Consider the following 17,218-nt stretch of genomic DNA (forward strand, 5'->3'; position numbering starts at 1 on the left):
CACACGCCTGCGCGAGCCCATCGATTCTCCGAGGACAGCGCTTTTGTACGCGCAGACGAGACAAGGCAGATCCCGCGCGGGGAGGGCCTGCCAGAGAGCCGATCCCTCTTTCGTGTCGTCGTAAACCTGGCTCCGCTCGTCGAGCTCGGCCTATCCCCACCGTCCCGCGAACGTTCACTCATCCACTCGGAGAAACCCGCGCTCGGCTGGGCGTGCCTCCTCCGCTGGGCGTGCTCGTCGCGGTCCATCACGCGGTGGAGGCCTCAACAGCTCGTCCCAGCAGCGCCAGGGAGCCGCATGCCACCTGACTCCCAACGCCCGTGGCATCGATCCCCAGAGCACGTCATTGATGGGAATTTCGTGGCCGAAACAAACTTGCGCCAGCACAAAAACACGAAAAAAGTTGGTGCTCTGCCGTCCCTGACAATGCATTCTATGTGTGAGCGCTGCCCGACGTAAGAGCCCCGGGATGAGGTGAGCTTTCAACCGTCGTCGATGCTCGCGCCAGACGGGGTAGGAAGCGTCGATCAGCGCGCAGGACGTCAAGATGTCGCTCGCTCTGGAGCTTGAGTCCATCCGAGGCACCGCCCCTCTGAAGCAGTAAGGAGAACATGAACAGCAAGATGATGCGATTGCTCGGTGGGTGGAGGAGTGGGCCGAGGACGCTGCTGGCGCTCGGCGGCTTGGCGCTGGGTGGCGCGGCTTGCGCCGAGTGGACGAACGGGGACGAGCTCAATCTGGATACCGAGAGCGATGAGCTCGTGTGCAGCGGAGCCGGGTGCACCTGCAGCCCGACGTTCGGAATCGGGTTCGTTCAGGGCTCGGACGGCACCGGGACGGTCCCCAACTTCGAGCTCGTGGTGCCGCACACGGGTGGCGGGTTTTCGGCTTACTACCGGAACAACGCGACCACCTCGCTCGTGTCGACCCCGACCTGGTTCGGCCCGAAGAAGGTGGGCTCGGCGGACGTGAACGGGATCAGCATGCTCGAGAACTCGAGCGGCGGGAACCTCGAGGTCATCGCCGTGCAGGGCAGCAGCCTCGTGCACTACTACCGCAATCAATCCACGAAGGACTGGTCGAGCGGGACGACGGTCGCGACGGGCGTCACCGGGCAGCCTGGGATCGTGCAGGCCAAGCTATCGCCCGGCAATTTCGAGGTCGTGGTGCCGCTCGCCAGCGGCGGCCTCGCCCACTACTGGCGCGACAACTCGGTCGCGTCCCATCCATGGAGCTCGGGCACCACGTTCGCGACGGGCCGAACGTACTCCGCGGTGAGCGTGGTCGAGAGCAACTTCGGCACGAACCGCCTGGAGGTGATCGCGCGCTCCGGATCGACGCTCTACTCCATGTATCGCAGGGATGACCGCAGCTGGACGACGCCGGCCGAGATCCGCGTGGACAACAACCAGGCGATCTCCGCGACCGGGGTGCATCAGTTCATCCAGGGAAAGTCCGGGACCAAAGGGAATTTCGAGCTCGTCGTGCCGCTCTCGAGCGGCGGCTTGCGGCACTACTACCGCGACAACGACGACAGCGCGTACCCCTGGAAGACGTCGGCCACGTGGGTCGATCCGATCAACGCGTACTCGGCCGCGGGCGTGATCTGGAGCGATTACGACAACCTGGAGGTCGTCGGCCGGCGGAGCGCCGATGGGTCGCTGGCGTCCTTCTATTACAACGGCGGCTGGGTGAGGCACGGCAAGGACGCCTCCGGCAGCACCGTGTGGGCGGGCTCGGTCTTCGGAGGTGAGCCGTGCTGCGATCCCGCGACGAAGGGGCAGTGGAGCGACCCGCTCTACGCGGGGGCGATCGGCATCCACGCGGCGCTCCTGCGGACGGGCAAGGTGCTGCTCTTCGGGTTCACGGATGACTCGGACCAGGGGTACTCCGAGGTGTTCGATCCGGCGACGGGACAGGCGTCCTTGCCGAGCGGGACGCAGCCGCACGCCTTCTGCTCTGGCCACGCGTTTCTGAGCGACGGCCGCCTCTGGGTCGCGGGGGGCCATAATGACCCCCACGTCAAGGGCTCGCACCGGTTCGACCCCTCGAGCTCGACGTGGGCCTCGCTCACGGACATGACCCTCGGGCGCTGGTATCCCACGCTCACGCGCCTCGACGGCGGCTCGGTGCTGGCCATCTCCGGCACGACGAAGACGGGGCGAATCTCGAGCACCAAGCCGGTGAACAGCAGCTGGCAGACGCTGAACACCGCGGGCACCCTCTCCGCGCGGAACGATGTGCCGGAGCCGTTCACGAGCGACGGGCGCCCGATACAGCTCTACCCGTTCGTCTACCAGCTGCCGGACGGCAAGGTGTTCGTCCACTCGGGCCGAGGCTCGCGGCTGCTGACGACGAGCAGCAACACCTGGAGCGCGACGCAGTACACGACGCAGTACGCCAACTCCCGCACGTACCCCGGTTACGGGAGCTCGGTGCTCTTGCCGCTCTCGCCGACCGACAGCTACCGCGCGCGCGTCATGCTCATCGGCGGAGGCGGGGCCGTCTCGAACGCGGCGACGAGCGACCCGAACGACACCCCGATCCCCGCCACGGCCACCACGGAGCTCCTCGACCTCGGCGCGGCGTCACCGGCGTGGACCTACAAGGCGTCGATGAGCTACGCGCGCGTGCTGAACACCGCCGTGCTGCTCCCGGACGGCAAGGTGTTCGTCGTGGGAGGCAGCGCGCGAGGCTCGTCCGACCACGCGACGGTGCCGGTCATGACGCCCGAGATCTACAACCCGAGCAATGACACCTGGACCAAGATGTGTCCGATGCGCGTGGCTCGGCTCTATCACTCGACCGCATTGCTCTTGCCCGACGCGCGCGTGCTCACGGCGGGCCGGGACCACGCCTTCAACGAGCTCCCCTACAAATGGCCCGAGCGGCGGGTCGAGATCTTCACGCCCCCCTATCTCCTGAGCGGCAACGCGCGCCCGGTGATCCAGTCGGTGGCCTCGACCGCGTCGTACGGCCAGTCCATCTCGGTGACGTTGTCCTCGGCGGTGGCCGCCACGGGCATCGGCAGCGCAATGCTCATGTCTCCCGGCTCGGTCACGCACGGATTCGACCAGAGCCAGCGCGCCGTCAAGCTCGCGATCACCGGGCAGTCGGGCAGCACCCTGACGCTCACGGCTCCGCCGAACGGCAAGGTCGCGCCGCCTGGCTACTACATGCTCTTCGTCGTCTCGACGCAGGGCGTCCCGTCGGTCGCGAAGTTCATCAAGCTGCAGTAGCCGGCCCGGACACGTGGGGGGAGGCCCGGAACGTCGACCTCGGCGGGCCGGCGGTGGAAGCGGCGGAATGTCCGCGAGATCTCGGGCTCTCCCTGCGTCGATCACCGCGCGTCCCGGCGGCGCGACGCCGTCAACCGTCGGCGCGCGCTGCCGGGAGCGGGCGGCGCGGCGCCGTCAACCGCCGGCGCGCGCTGCCGGAAGCGGGCGGCGCCGGCAGCCCACCTCGATGAGGATGTCGCCGGGCGCCTTGAAATAGAACATCACGCCGCGGCCGTTCTCGCTCACGGGGCCGCTGTCGACGCCCGCCGCGACGATCGCCGCGTGCTTGTCGTACACGGCGGCAACGTCGCCGACGATGAAGCCGATGTGGAAGCCCTCCGGATAAGGGCCATCCTCCTCGCGCCGGCGCTGGAGGACGAGCGTGAAGTCGCCGGGCCCCGTGAGGATGGCGATCGCCGGCGAGCGCCGGTTGCCGTGGACCTCGAACTGGAAGTGCCGCTCGAAGAACGCGGCCGCTTCGAGGACGTCGGGGACCTGGAGATCGATGTGATTGAGCTGCATGGGAGCCTCCACGGAGGACGCACGTGCGTCCAGGTGCCGTGGGACCTCACTCCGTGGTGGAGGGGACATGGGCTCCCGTCATGGGAGTGGCCGGGGCTCGCCTGAACCGGCCTACCTCTTTCGGCGAGCAAGAAGATAGCGAAGCGATCGCGACCTGGCAACACCCCGCGAGGCGTCGACGCGCCGGCGTGGCGGTCGAGGAGGGCGCCGCGCGGGCTCGGCGGGGCGAGGCGGTGGGCGAGCCAGCTCGGCGCGCGAGCGTTGCTGCGCGGGCGGCGCCGAGATCGGGAACCTCAACCCAGATCGGGAACATCAACCCCGGTGAGCGGCAGCGGCGGTGCCTCAACCTGGGTCGGGCCTCGACGACGGGTTTTAGCTACCCTGCGTGGGTGGCTCGACGAAAATACAAGGTCATAGCCGTTCGTCGGTATGGCGTCGAAGGTGAACCAGAGCGCGAGATCGTCCTGAAGATCGGCGAACCAATACAACCTGCCTCGCCGAGCGGCTCGTGGACGTGCCCTGTTTTTCTTGATGGGCTGGATCCGGACATCCAGTATGTCGAAGGGGTCGACGCCATTCAGGCAATCCAAGGTGCCATGCGGTATGCGCGACACGCGATCGAGAAATCCGGGCTGCCGATCACATGGCTGGGTCAGGAGCCCGGAGACATCGGGCTGCCGCTTCCTATAAATGGTCCGTTCGGGCTCTGGTTTCAGCGCAGACTTGAAAAGCTCGTGGATGATGAAACGGAGCGCGTGGGCGAGATAGTGGCTGCGGTTCTCAAGGAGCGCGCACGGAAGAAGCGCGAGCGTTGAGGCTCGCTCGGTCAGGTGCTCCCGTTGGTGCTCCCCCGCGTCCGCGACCCCCCCGACGGCACCAGGAGGTACGGATGGGACGGTGGGCGGCGGCGGTAGCTCAACCCGGGTCTCGACGTACAGTGCACGGCGAGCAGCTCATGACCGCCCCCCTTGTGACGCCGACGCTCGAGCACGCGCTGCCGATCGACCGTGACCTCGTCCACTGTGCGACGTTCGCGCTCGCGTGGGCGGAGCTCCAGCGGCAGCTCGGATCCGAGGACGTGCTGGTCGAGCCCACGGAGCTCTCGCGGGCGCTGGGCCGCGCAGCTGCCGTCGCCGCCGGCGCCGTGGATTCGGCGGAGTCATTCGCCTGCGCAGGAGAGGGTGATGCGGCGGTCGCTGCGATCCGTGCCGAGCTGGCTCGCCGGTTCGGCGATGCGCAGACGCGGCTCTTGCCGCAGAGCGTGCCGGCGCACGCTCTCGTGGCGTTCGCCTTGCTGCGGACCAGGGTTGCATTCGAGCGGCCCTTTGTCCGCGATCGCTCCGCGGGGCTCTCGTTCCTGGGGGGCCGCGTGCAGTGCTTCGGCCACTGGGGCGGCGCCGGGGCGAGCGCCTATGCGGGCGCCGCGACCGTACACCGTTACGAGTCGCCGGGCGATTTCGTCATCGAGCTCCGCGGCCGCGGCGGCGCGTCGGTCGTCGTCGCTCGCCGTCAAGGCTGGTCGACGCTCGCGGAGGCGACGCACGACGCGCTCGGCGCGGTCGATCGTGGGCCTGGCCGGTGGGCTCGTCTGTGGGGGCAGACCTCGCTGCAGGACGACGACATCTTCCAGGTCCCGGTCGTGTCGCTGCGCGTCGATGCGTCCTTCGACGAGCTCGTCGGCAAGCCCATCGTGCCGGGGGATCGCGTTCTCGTCGCCGCGTTCCAGACGCTGGAGCTCGACGTCGACGAGCACGGAGCGCGGCTCGTGTCCGAGGCGCTCGCCCTCGGCATGAAGAGCCGCCGTCGCCGTGGGCGCGAGCTCGTGTGCGACGGACCGTTCTTGCTCGCGCTGCGGCGCGCCGGCGCGCCAGCGCCGTACTTCGCCGCGTGGCTGCAGTCGGGGGCGGCGTTCGTTCCCGTGGAGCCTGGGTGAGCGGGTGAGCGCGGCTCCTAGAAGGGCCGCAGATCCACCGTGGTCCATGAGCCCTTGATCACCTTCTCGTGGACAGGGGCGATACCTCAACCTCGGTGGGCGGGGTACCTCGGGGTACCTCAACCTGGGTCGGGCCTCGGGATCGGGGTCGCACCTCGCGGACGCCCAGGCGCTCGGCGGGCAGCCAGCGACCGCTCTGCGCTGCGATCCGGAAGGGTCCGGTGCCCCCGCCTGCGCTCTTCATTGCGGTCGGGAGGGGTCCGGCACCCCGGCAAGCGCTCTTCATTGCGGTCGGGAGGGGTCCGGACCCCTCCATCTGGCACAATACGCTGCGGATCCGGGGGTCGATGGCACAGAAGAACGAGATGGACAGCGATATTTGACACAACTTGACCCTGGTGAGACGCTCTCCGGAGCACATCGGAGGGGTCCGGACCCCGGTGTGTCGCAATGCATTGCGGTTGAGCCAGTGTCGGACCCCCCTGATATGGCACAGATCGAGGCCGAGACGGCACAGGGTGCGGCGCTGGCCGCCGCGGGATGGGCCGGAGGCCGGAGAGGGACACCGGCGGGTGCCGGCGACGGCCACGCCGTCCGGAGCGTACAGAGGGATCTGCGGGGTCTTGGCCCCGGGACGGGGTCACAAGGAGGAGACGAGGCGGGAGGAGACCGCGGCGCCGGCGGTGCGCGTCAGGCAGCCGGGATCAGCTATCGGCAGGCGCAGGCGCGGCCGTCTGCGCGCTGGGCTGGAGGGGAACGCCGGACGTGGCGGGCACCGCGGTGTCGCCCTCGGGCTTGTCGTTCTTCCGGGATGCACTGCGGCCGCTCGACCCGACGCTCCAGCTCGCGAGCGGCGCGAGCAGCCTGTCGGCGAGCTCCTGCGTCTCCGGCTCGTCGGGCTCGACGGAGCCCAGCACCTTGATCACGTAGGCGCGCAGCGCCTCGGTGAATGCGGCGAGCGCGTCGCGCACGCTGGGCGGCGCCGCCGCGGCCGTGGCCGCGGGCGCGGTGACGCCGAGCGCCTTGCCGTACGCGGCGTGCGCGGCCTCGAGCGCGGCGAGGAAGCGCTTGCCGCCGAGCGCCTCGATGCGCGCGTCGAGGCCGCTCTTGCGGATGCGCTGCATCCGGAGCTCGCTCTCGGACCACTCCAGGACATACGTGAGCTGGAGGAACTTGAGCCCTCCGGTGAAGATGGCTGCCTTCAGCGCGCTCGCCTCGGCGGCCTCGGGCGCGCCGGGCGGCAGCTTGGTGAACGCCGTCAGGAAATCGTGGAGGCCGCTCCAGCAACCGTCGAGGATTCGATCGCACTGGACGGCATCCTCGCTCGCCTCCCCTCCCTCCGAGAGCGACACCTGATCGCGCAGCGCCGACGCGAGCTCGTCGTGGCGCAAGGCCAGCGCGCCGAGCACCCGCGCGACGCCCTTCACGAGCTGCTTCTTGGCCGGCTTCGCCGCCGTGAGCAGCTGCTCGCCGAGCGCCATCGCCCCCACGGCCGTGAAGCGTGGGAGCTGGATCACTTCCGATGCTGTGTATTTGCTCATGAGATCACCCTCGTCCGCGGCACGAGCGCGGGATTGCGCTGGAATGCCAGACGGGCCATCGTGAGCTATCGATGAGATGAAGAGGGTTGTCCAGGGATATTTTGATGGGAGGGCGATTTGCAGAAGAAGGTGCGGTGTCGAATTCCTGCTATGCGGGGGCGATGGCGGGTGGAGAGAGGGTGAGAAGGTCGAGGGATGTTGAGGGGATAGAGTGGTTGGCACTGTTCTGGCAACGCGCACTCCTCGGCGAGAGCGCGACGAGGTACGCCCTGCCCAGCCGCGGGGCCAGGGCTAGACGAGGAGGCGGCTTCGGCGGGGCGGCCAGCCCGGGTGTCGTGGTCGCTCAAGTCGTGCACAGCGCTCCGGCAGCTCGCGGCGTCGAGGGTGGCCGATCCTCCTGGACGACCGGACCTTCGCCTCGGCCGTCGCGAACAGCTCGCCGGGGCGCGCAGCGGCGGGCGGACGGGTGCGCGGTTGATCGACCACGCACCACGAGGCGCACGAGCACCAGGGCGGCGGACGCTAGGCCGGCGCTGGTCGAGCTGGTCAGCCTCCCGACACGGTGACCGGCCATTGTTGGGCGAACCGGGTCCCGCTACCGTGCGTCGCCTCTCGTCATGCGCGCCCGCACCAAGCTCATCGAGGTCAAGGACTACCGAGCCCACGAGCGCACGAAGCCGCCCGAACTGGACGACGAGGGAAGAAGCGGGCGGCGTCGAGCGGGCGCCGCAGGCGCTGCGCGCGGCGCGAGCGCGCGGCATGAAGGCGCCGCCCGAGCTCGAAGGCGGCCGCGACGCGGGTTGCCGCCTGGAGGAAGGGGCAGTTCCAATGAACCGCATCGACGAGCCTCGTGCCGTATTCTATCTTTGACATCAGGCGCTTATCGAGAAGTGGGCCGCCCTCGGGTCGTCCGTCGCCCAGCTCACGCACTCGTTTCTGTGCTCGTGGACGACTGGAAACCGGGCAGGTCGACCCGAAGCAGGGTGCCAGCAGCTCGCCAGTCCACGCATGCTAGGCTCCGAGCATGCCCGAGCCTCTGGACCCTCCCGCCGAGGAGCGGGACGACAGCCCCTACGACGAGAACGGCGTGGACCGCTCCCTCGTCCGCTGGATGCTCAGCCTGTCGCCCACGGAGCGGCTGGCGCAGGTGCAGGGCGCGATCGATCTGATCATGAGCGTGCGCGAGCCACCCGCGCCCTGACCTGCCCTCCGGATCGGGGGCATCAAGCAGCGGACTCGTGTCGAAGGCCGACGAGCATGCGCCCGAAGTCGCAGAGCGCCGAGGCGCCGCCGAGCCGCAAGATGAGCTGGAGGACGGCCCCAGCGTGGAGGTAGTGCTCCGACGGGAGATAGGCGAAGAGGGCGGGATCGCTGATGTCGATGGTGCGTCGCCACGCGTCGGCGCGTGCGCGCGCCGACCAGATCGCCCGGAGCGCGGCGCCCGGCAGGCTCGCCATCGTGTCGCAGAGCACGCCGTCCTTCGCCTCCGGCTCCGCGAGAATGGCGCGCACGGCGGCGTCGATCTCCGGCGCGAGGGCCGTGCGCTCGGCCTCGGACAGCGACGCCGCCTCGCTGGCCCACCGGCGGAGCCGCTGCTCGGGCGACAGCTCTCCTCTCGCGCCCCCAGCGTCGGGCTCGGCGACGCTCGACGATACCTCTACTTCGCCCTCACACGCGGGTGAAGACGACGGATGCACCTCGAGCAACGCACGCACCTCGCGCGGCAAGGTCTTCTGCCGCCAGGATGTCCAATCGAAGAACTCCGCCCCTTCCTCCAGCGCCCAGCGCAGCGCCGGCTCCCACCGGGATGCCGGCAGCGCGGCCCAAACCGGATCCGGAATAGCCATCAGCCGATGGCTTGCCTGCGTCCTGCCGATCTGCCCTTCCGCGACCGCGTGGAGCACCCGCCCGGCGAGCTCCACGGCGCGCGCCGCCGGGACCAGCGGCATCACCGCGGCGATCGCCTCGACACGATCCTCCTCGCTGAGGTGGTCGCACGTCTCCACCTCCGCCAGCACCTCGTCCACGAGCGCCGCGCGATGGTCGCCCTCGGCGAGCGACGCCGCGGTGAAGAGCCCCCTCAGCCGCACGCGCCCGCCGCGCTCCCGCACCTCGTCGAGGTAGAGCGGGAGGAGGACGCCGCGGGGCGCTCCGGTGGCGAGCTGCGTGGCGCGCCCCAGCGTGTGGAGGATCTCCACGTCGGCCGGCCGCTCCCTGCGCACGAGCACCTCCCGCAGGTGCTCGCGCTGCTCCTCGGCGGAGAACAGCTCGGCGAATGCAGGGGAGTCGTAGAGCTCGTCGCCGCTCTGGAGCAGCGCCCGGGCGAGCCGGGCGCGCCGCTCGCCCTTGAGCGAGCGCGCGAACTCCATCACGAGCGTCAGGTGGTCGCCGGTGGCGTGGTGCTCGGCGAACTCCAGTACCGATTCAAAGCCTCGATCCGTGCGGATCCTGTCGGCGTGCGTCGGGCCGAAGAGCAGCCGTCCGAGCCGCGACTCCGCCGCTTCGACGGGGGGTGTCGCCCCACGCTCCTCGGCCTCCCTCATCGCCTGCGCCACGCGCTCGCCCAGCACCACGCGCTCGCGCTCCGTGAGCGACGACCCGTGATCCGCGGCCCAGTCCGCGATCCACTCGATCGCGTCCGAAGCGGCGTCGCCGAGCGGCTCGATCCGGCGAAACGACTCGTGGAACAGCGCCGACGCGCGCGGCTCTCCGAGGTGCGCCGCGACGCGCAGGAGGGCGTCTGCCGCCGTGACCGGGTTGGCCGCACCGCGCGCGCACGCGATCGCCTCGTCCGCGAGCGCCGAGCACACCGACACCGTGTCCGCGAGCGCCGCAGCCAGGTACCGGCTCGTTCGAGCGCGCTCCAGCGCGATCCGCGCGATCCGCGCGCGCGACTCGCCCGGATGCTCGCGCGCCACGGACAGCAGATCATCGACGTTGTCGAGCCCCCGGCACTCGGCCTCCGACGCCTCGAACATACCCGCGACCGCGAACGCCTCCGCGGCGCGCTTGCGCGCCGAGAACCCCCAGCGCGGCCCGTCTTCCGCCTCCTTGGCCTCCAGGGCCGCGCGCAGCCGGACGATCTCGCCGCGCGCCCGCTCGCGATCTCGGGCCGGCACGAGCGGCAGGGAATCGCACCCCACGAGGAACGCCACGACCGGCTCCGCCTCGGGGAGCCACGCCTCGAGCTCCGAGATGGCGCGCGCCATCGCCGCCTCGGATAGATACGGCGCGCACGAGCGCAGCGCCTCGCCGCGGCGCGCGCTCAGCGCGCGGATCGCGTCGAGCGCCGCGTCGTGCTGCCCGGCGCGCGCGAGGCGCACCGCGACCGCGACCAGCGCCGCCTCGTCGGCGAACCATTCCGGGCCATCGCCGGGCTGCGGCTGCCGTACGAGCGCGAGCACGGCGCGAAGCGAGGCATCGGGAAACAGCCGAAGGTGGTGAAAGACGAACACGTGACGGCTCACGAAGTCGATGCGCCGGAGCCCGTCGATCGCCTCCTCCGCGCTCCACAGCCCGGTTTCCACCGCTTTCACGCGCAGGCTGAAGGGGATATCGTTCTCAGCCCAGTACGTGCGCTCCACGATCTCCCTCGCCCGTAGCTGCCGCAGCATCGCCTCGGCGCGCGCGCGCTCGGAGTCGGCCTCTTCGAATGACACATCCGCGAGACGCCACTCGTCGAGCGAGCGTGCCAGCATATCTTTGCCTGCCGAGATATCCATGGGCTGTTGCCTCCCGCGCGCCTACTTCTTCCGCTGGTGCTTGTCACGCGGGCCGATGTAGTTGCCTTGATCGTCGAAGAATGAGTTGCCGCCGGCGGCCCCTCCACCACTGCCACCACCGCCGCCAGGCCCCGGCCAGGCGCCCTTCGGTCCCTCAGGCGAGTAGCCGCCGGAGGGTGGGTTTTCCGGTGGATAATACACCCCCCGATTCTTTCCGGTCCTTGGATCTCTCTGCGTGATCTGCTTACCCTCCCCGTCGGTGCGAGGTACGGCGGGCGTCTCCGACCGCCCGGTTGTGGGGCTCTCGGTGCCATGCACCTTCATGCCGTCCCACGGCGCACCGGCGTGATACACGCCGCCGGTAGCCTTGGGCAGCTCCTGGCCCTTCGTCTTCCTGTCCTGGTTCGGGTCCGCATTGATATTTTCGGGGTGAATGCCAAGCTCGCGGAACACTTGCGCGCAGAACTTGCACGGCGGAATCGGTTTTCCATCCTTGTCGTACGCCTGAATCTTCGCGCCCTTCCGGTATTGCTCGCGGAGCTCGTTACGGACCTGCGCGTTCTGTTCCTCTTTCGAAAGCTTCTCCCACCCGGCTTTCTTCCGAAGCTCGCTTCGAATCTCCTTCGCTTGCCGGTCGAGCGCCTCGATCTCGGCGCACTTGCCCGCCGTGTTCCGAAGCTTCTCCTTGGAGGGATCTTTTCGTTTGTCCGTGTTCGGATCGACCTCGGAGAACTTGCCCTTTGCCTGGTCAATGGCGTCCTGAATTGCAGGGTCATATACGGGCTGCTGCTGCGGGTCGCGCGGCTTGTCCGGATCGCGCCGAGGCCGCGTCTGGCCCTCGGAGTAACCCAATATCTCCTTCTTCTTGTCCGCCCCCGGTTGATCCCAGATCCTGGCCTTGGCCATCAGCCCCATCGGGTCGACGAACCGCGTGGGCTGATTCTCGGCGTAGGCGAACGCGTTGAAGCCCGAGATCAGCCCCACGGGATCGGCGCTGATGTAGCGCCCAGCCTCGGGATCATAGTACCGGTGCCGATTGTAAAACAGGCCGGTCTCTTCATCGTGATACTGGCCCTGATAGCCGATCGGTGTGGTCGTGACGGCGCCGGGCGCGACCTCGAACCGTCCCCAGGCGCTCCGCCGGATCTCGCAGGCAACCGACCCGTCGGACGACACCAGCTTCTCCGGCGTGCCGATATCGTCGGTCAGGTAATGGTAATAGCCGCTCGCCGTTCGATGCCCACGCTCGACGCGCGCATCCTTGTGCGCCCACGGGAAGCCCCGGTCGTCGTAGCAGTACGTCCGCTCGTCCACGATCGGGGCGCCGTGGCCAAGCATGCGCTGCGTGATCTCGTGCACGAGCGCATCGCCGTCCCATACGTACCGCGTGGTCGATTCAACGGACGGCTGGGCGCCCGGCGAGACACGGACCACCGTCTTCTGGACCCGCCGGGCGAACGGATCGTAGGCGAAGGTGATGCGCACGCCGTCTGAGCGCTCCACGGCCTCGAGCAGGCCGTTCGCTGCCCAGCAATAGCGGACGGTGTGCTCGCCGTCGCCCGCGGCAGCGCGCACCTGAACGAGGCGAGCGTCGTCGTCCCAGGTGTAGCGCTTGCCACCGCGCTGCACGAGACGATCGCCCTGTCCGTATTGCCGCTCGACGCCATACCGCTCATACAGGTTTCCGGTTGCGTCGTAGGCGAAGCGCTCGATGTTCCGCTCGTCGGTGCCGGCGGCGACGAGACGCCCCACGGCGTCGTGCTCGAAGCGCCGCGAGCCGTAGGCACGATCGTACGCCTCCAGGAGCTCGGAAGCCGGAGAGTACCGGTACGCCTGCTCCACGGTCGGCGCTCCGGCTGGGGCGGCATGCCATGCAGGCTGCCCCAGCGTGGGTCTGCTCGACGTGGTCACGCGGCGCTGCACGAGACGATCGCGCTCGTCGTAGGCCGCGTCGATCCGGCCGCCAGCGGGCAATAGGCGCGCGACCTCGCGGCCGAGCACATCGTGGATCGGCTGAATCTCCTCGAGTTCGTCGAGCACGGCGCGCGTGCACTGACCCATGATGTCGCGATCCCAGACCAGGGAGTGGCCGAGCGACGTCGAGCGCCGTACGACGTTCCCAACGAGATCGCGCTCGACGTCCACAACGACGGTCTGCCCGTTGACCGTCTGGCTCTCGCGCACGACCCATCCCAGCGCGTTCCGCTTGTACTCGAATACGCCGCTCGGCCCCTCCGCCCATACAACCCGACCGAGCTCGTCGTACTCGAATTTCTCTACCCGATCATCGTCGTAGCGTTGCTCGATGAGCTGGCCCGCCAGATCGTACTCGTACCAGGTCTTCTGGCGGAGCCCGTTCTCGGCCATGATGAGCCGGCCCTCGGAGTCGTACTTGTAATGCAGCTGCCGGCCGTCGAACGTGCGCTCGGAGAGGACCATGCCGGCTAGATTCAACTTGATGGAGTGGACCTCTCCTTTCGGGTTGATCACCTCCACAAGCCGGCCCTCCCGGTCGTACTTCATCCGCGTCGTCGACCCGTCCGCCTCGTGAATCTCGCAGAGCTTGCGGAACCCGCCGTGCACATAGCGTGTGATGCGCCCGTTCTCACCCATCACGCTCGTCCGCTGCCGGATGCCGTCGTACTCGTACCGGACAACGCTGCCGTCCGGCTTGCGCTCGGAGAGCAGATCGCCCCGCACGCTGTAGGCGTAGTAAAACGTAGCACCGGTCGCGTCCTGCTTGGCCGTGCACCGGCCCCAGTAGTCGTAAGCCCAGCGGGTGACGTGACCGAGCGCGTCGACCTTCTCTACCAGGTTGCCGTGGCTGTCGTGGCGGTACTGAGTGCGTCCCCCGTTTGGACCGATGGTCTCCACGACGAGACCACGGTTGCCGAAGCGGCTCTCGAACGACGCGCCGATCGGATCGGTCCAGGCGATACCTCCAGCAAAGCGCACCACGCTGGTGACTCCGCCAGCGGCGTCGACTCTCCGGCGGATGTGCCCGTCCGCATCGCGCTCGTAAGTGGTCGAGCGGCCGAGCGGGTCGATCTCCTGAAGCACGCGGCCGCGGGGGTCTAGCCTCCACTGGGTCGTCGCGCCGAGCGAGTCGGTGTACGCGACGAGATTCCCGCCCTCGTCATACCGGCGCTGGACCACCGCGCCAGCCGAGACGGCCTTGTCAAGCTTGCCGTGCTCGTTCCCGAAGTACCGATGAACGGTGATGGAATCAATCGCCTCGGAGTAGCCGTTCCCATCGTAAATGAACTTGCAATGATAGATGCCTTTCGCGCGGGTCTCGCCGTCGGCCAGGAGCGCGGGAACGTCGGCCGAGAGGCTCCTGTCCTCGGCGCCTTCGTACGCTCCCCACGTCTCGACGCAGCGCTTCTGCTCGTCGTAACGGAAATGGAAGGTGAGGCCGACGGGCGAGGTATGCGCGAGCAAGAAGTGGTCTTCGTCGTAGGCGTACCGGGTGACGTAATCCTCCGCGTCGCGCGCCTCGATCAGGTTGCCGCGCTCGTCGTAGACGAAGCGGCCGAGGGCGACCCAGCGGGCCTGTTCCGGCGCGTTCTTCAGCTCCCACGCGGCGATGCGGCCGTCGTGGTCGCGGCGAACCCTGACGACCCGGCCGACGCAGTCGTGCACCTCAGCGAGCCGCCCGCCGGCGTAGACGAGTGAGATGGTCTGGTCGAAGGTATCGCGGATGGCCGATAGGAGCCATCGCTCCTCATGGCGCGCCTCGAACACGAGCCACCTGCCCTCACCGGTGTCGAGCACGAAGCCCTTTGCGCCGCGCACGAGAACCATCCCTTCGGGCCCTGTCGTGCCTTCGCCCTCCTCGATGAGGTCGAACTCCAGGCCGAGGCCCTGGTCGCTCCACACTGTGATGGATCGCCGGCCGATCTCGACGTCGCACGCCAGCGAGTGGCACCACCCTAAGCCGAGGCCGACGTCGCGCTCGGTCGACGTCGAGTAGTAGGCGCGCGCGATTTCGAGCGGGAGCGGGCCCGGCAGATCGACGTCGAGCACGGGATTCGTGAAAACGTTTCCCGTGACGACATCGACCGGATCGCCCTTGGCGGCCTTGCCGCTCTTCTTGCCTTTGTGGTGCTTCGGGCATGAGCCGCCATTAGGATCACCGGTCCCATTCCCGCACGCGCCCTTGCCCCGCCACCCGTGCCCTTGCCGCCGTTCTTACCCTTGGCCTTCTGGTTGCCCTTGCCGCCCTTGCCGCCCTTGCCGCCGCTGCCCCCTCCGCCTCCGCCGCCGCCTAGGACGAAAACGCCGGGATTCATCCCAGGGATCGCAGGGATGTTGGGGACAGGTGCCGTGCGCATGCACTCCCACTTACGGCAGCACGCACCGTGCGTCAAACCACCCGCCGGCGCGCAAGCCGGAGCCGCAAGGCTGCACGCACCGCGGATCCTCGGTCCGGAACTGGCACGCGTCCGGTCTCGATCCGTCGAGTGCGAACCGCGTATCGCCGGGAGGCTTTCTTAGCCCCTGTTCCCGCCCCGCTGTAGACGAGCGCCAGGCACGTGGACCAAACGACGTGGACAGCGTCGAGCCGCTCCCCGCCCCAGGATCGGCTCGACCGGGAATGGGAAAGCCGCCGGATGCGGCTCGCGAACGCGCGTCCGCGCGTCGCGGCACGAGGATCCGTTCCCCGCGCTCCTCACTGCCGCACCGGCAGCTCCACCACGAAGCTCGCGCCCTCCCCCGGCGCGCTCTCGACGGTCACCGCCCCGCCGTGCGCCTCGACGACGCTCTTCACGATCGCCAGCCCCAGCCCCGTCCCGTCGCGGCCCTCGTCGGTCGTGAAGAACCTGTCGAAGATCCTCGGCAGGTGCTGCGGCGGCACCCCCGGCCCCCGGTCGCGCACCGCGATCCTCGCCGTCCGCTCCCCTTCCCGGCCCTCCCCGCCCTCGACGGTCACCACCACCGGCTCCCCCGGCGGCGAGAACTTCACGGCGTTGTCGACGAGGTTCGAGAGCGCCGTCTCCAGGTCCGTCTGCCGCGCCCGGAGCAGCCGCGTCCGCATCTCGTACCGCAGCTCCACCGGCTGCCCCGGGCTCGCGCGCCGCTCCACCACGCGCGCCACGAGCGCCTCCAGATCGAGCACCGTCATCGCCTCGCTCGAGGCCTCGATCCGGCTCAGCTCCAGCAGCCTCGACACGAGCCGGTCGAGCCGCGCCACGTCGAGCTCGATGTTCCGCAGGAAGCGCCGCCGCGCCTCGAGATCGTCCGCCGCCCCCTCGTCGAGCAGCTCGGCGGCGCCCCGGATCGACGTCAGCGGCGACTTGAACTCGTGCGCCACATCGGCCGCGAAATCCGAGATGTACCGCAGCCGCGCCCCCAGCCGCTCGTTCATCGCGGCGAACGACGCGCCGAGCTCGCGGATCTCGCCGCTCCCCGACACGGGCACCACGACGTCGCGCTCGCCGGCCGCGACGCGCTTCGCCGCGCGCGACAGCTTGCCGAGCGGCCTCGAGATCGACCACGCGAGCGCCAGCGTGACGAGGCCGGTGAACAGGCTCGCGACGACGAGCACCCGGATGAGCCCCGAGCGGATCCTGTGCAGCTCGACCAGCACCGGCTGCGTCGAGCGCACCACGTAGACAGCGCCCACCACCTCGCCGCCCCGCCAGATCGGCTCGGCCAGGAACAGGAACACCGCCGGCTGCCGCTCCCGCACGCGCGTCCATGCGGCGCGGCGCCCGGCGAGCGCCTCGCGCACCTCCGAGCGGTCCCCGACCTCGGGCCAGCTCTCGCGCGCGTTCTCGCCGAAATGGCGCACCCCGCTGGCGAGATCCGCGAGGCCCGACGAGCCAGGTCCACGGCCGCTCGTCGAGAGGAGACGCGGAACCGCCGGCTCGGGCCCCTCGGGCGGGCCGTTCTGGTGCGAGTCCACGACGACCGCGCCCGCGCTGTCGAGGATCCGGACGCGCGTGCGCGTGTGCCTCGCGGCCCGGGTCAAGACGTGGCGGTGATCGAGCGCGCCAAGCTCGACACCCCGGTCGAGATCCGACGCGAGCATCGCGGCTACCAGGACCGCCTGGTTCGCCATGTCGCGCTCCAGCGAGCCGAGCAGCTGCCGCTCGTAGAGGCGCGCGAACTCGAGCCCCGCCACTGGCACGAGCAGTACAACCAGGTTCACGACGAGCAGCCGGACGCGGATCCGGCCGAGCTCCCAGCGCAGGCGCTCGATCATCGTGCGCATCGTGC

Annotated in this window: 9 protein-coding genes and 1 pseudogene; 4 read left to right on the top strand and 6 right to left on the bottom strand. The window is 69.3% G+C overall.

The window, feature by feature from the left end; translation table 11 throughout:
- Positions 1-611 precede the first annotated feature (611 nt).
- Positions 612-3,239, top strand: coding sequence for a galactose oxidase-like domain-containing protein (locus WMF44_RS26185; RefSeq protein WP_437292765.1), 2,628 nt, complete (start codon positions 612-614; stop codon positions 3,237-3,239).
- A 174-nt stretch (positions 3,240-3,413) separates the two neighbouring features.
- On the opposite strand, the gene WMF44_RS26190 is transcribed toward WMF44_RS26185, so the two are convergent.
- Positions 3,414-3,800: a VOC family protein gene (locus tag WMF44_RS26190; protein ID WP_437292766.1), complete on the bottom strand. Its 387-nt coding sequence runs from the start codon at positions 3,798-3,800 to the stop codon at positions 3,414-3,416.
- 389 nt (positions 3,801-4,189) lie between these two features.
- Here WMF44_RS26190 and WMF44_RS26195 point away from each other — a divergent pair, with 389 nt between their 5' ends.
- Both WMF44_RS26195 and WMF44_RS26200 read left to right on the top strand, forming a co-directional pair.
- Complete coding sequence (locus WMF44_RS26195; RefSeq protein ID WP_437292767.1) at positions 4,190-4,615, top strand: DUF6968 family protein; 426 nt, start codon at positions 4,190-4,192, stop codon at positions 4,613-4,615.
- 140 nt (positions 4,616-4,755) lie between these two features.
- Positions 4,756-5,733 (top strand): hypothetical protein, encoded by a 978-nt coding sequence (locus tag WMF44_RS26200; RefSeq protein ID WP_437292768.1) that lies wholly within the window; start codon positions 4,756-4,758, stop codon positions 5,731-5,733.
- Positions 5,734-6,437: 704 nt separating this feature from the next.
- Here the strand turns inward: WMF44_RS26200 and WMF44_RS26205 are convergent.
- The gene (locus tag WMF44_RS26205; protein WP_437292769.1) at positions 6,438-7,274 is read right to left on the bottom strand and encodes a hypothetical protein; all 837 of its coding nucleotides are present in this window, start codon (positions 7,272-7,274) and stop codon (positions 6,438-6,440) included.
- A 1,024-nt stretch (positions 7,275-8,298) separates the two neighbouring features.
- Between WMF44_RS26205 and WMF44_RS26210 the strand changes: the two genes are divergently transcribed.
- Entirely contained in the window at positions 8,299-8,475 is a 177-nt protein-coding gene (locus WMF44_RS26210) for a hypothetical protein (RefSeq protein WP_437292770.1), read from the top strand.
- 22 nt (positions 8,476-8,497) lie between these two features.
- On the opposite strand, the gene WMF44_RS26215 is transcribed toward WMF44_RS26210, so the two are convergent.
- The 4 genes and pseudogenes from WMF44_RS26215 to WMF44_RS26230 form a co-directional block, all read right to left on the bottom strand.
- Positions 8,498-10,933 carry a hypothetical protein gene (locus tag WMF44_RS26215; RefSeq protein ID WP_437292771.1) on the bottom strand — a complete coding sequence of 812 codons (2,436 nt, stop codon included), beginning with the start codon at positions 10,931-10,933 and terminating at the stop codon, positions 8,498-8,500.
- Positions 10,934-11,017: 84 nt separating this feature from the next.
- A complete protein-coding gene (locus WMF44_RS26220; protein ID WP_437292772.1) occupies positions 11,018-14,740 on the bottom strand; it encodes an RHS repeat-associated core domain-containing protein in 3,723 nt (1,240 codons plus the stop codon).
- Positions 14,741-14,854: 114 nt separating this feature from the next.
- Positions 14,855-15,055 (bottom strand): annotated as a pseudogene (locus WMF44_RS26225) (DUF6531 domain-containing protein); the annotation flags it as partial.
- Positions 15,056-15,668: 613 nt separating this feature from the next.
- A complete protein-coding gene (locus WMF44_RS26230) occupies positions 15,669-17,213 on the bottom strand; it encodes an ATP-binding protein (RefSeq protein ID WP_437292773.1) in 1,545 nt (514 codons plus the stop codon).
- Between the last annotated feature and the right edge of the window lie 5 nt (positions 17,214-17,218).

The sequence above is a fragment of the Sorangium sp. So ce426 genome (assembly GCF_051475585.1).
Classification (GTDB): domain Bacteria; phylum Myxococcota_A; class Polyangia; order Polyangiales; family Polyangiaceae; genus Sorangium; species Sorangium cellulosum_B.

What these genes read in the sequence shown, in the direction of transcription:
- WMF44_RS26185 (WP_437292765.1), top strand. Translation starts at nt 612, where the DNA reads ATGAACAGCAAGATGATGCGATTGCTCGGTGGGTGGAGGAGTGGGCCG.
- WMF44_RS26190 (WP_437292766.1), bottom strand. Translation starts at nt 3,800, where the DNA reads ATGCAGCTCAATCACATCGATCTCCAGGTCCCCGACGTCCTCGAAGCG.
- WMF44_RS26200 (WP_437292768.1), top strand. Translation starts at nt 4,756, where the DNA reads ATGACCGCCCCCCTTGTGACGCCGACGCTCGAGCACGCGCTGCCGATC.
- WMF44_RS26205 (WP_437292769.1), bottom strand. Translation starts at nt 7,274, where the DNA reads ATGAGCAAATACACAGCATCGGAAGTGATCCAGCTCCCACGCTTCACG.
- WMF44_RS26210 (WP_437292770.1), top strand. Translation starts at nt 8,299, where the DNA reads ATGCCCGAGCCTCTGGACCCTCCCGCCGAGGAGCGGGACGACAGCCCC.
- WMF44_RS26230 (WP_437292773.1), bottom strand. Translation starts at nt 17,213, where the DNA reads ATGCGCACGATGATCGAGCGCCTGCGCTGGGAGCTCGGCCGGATCCGC.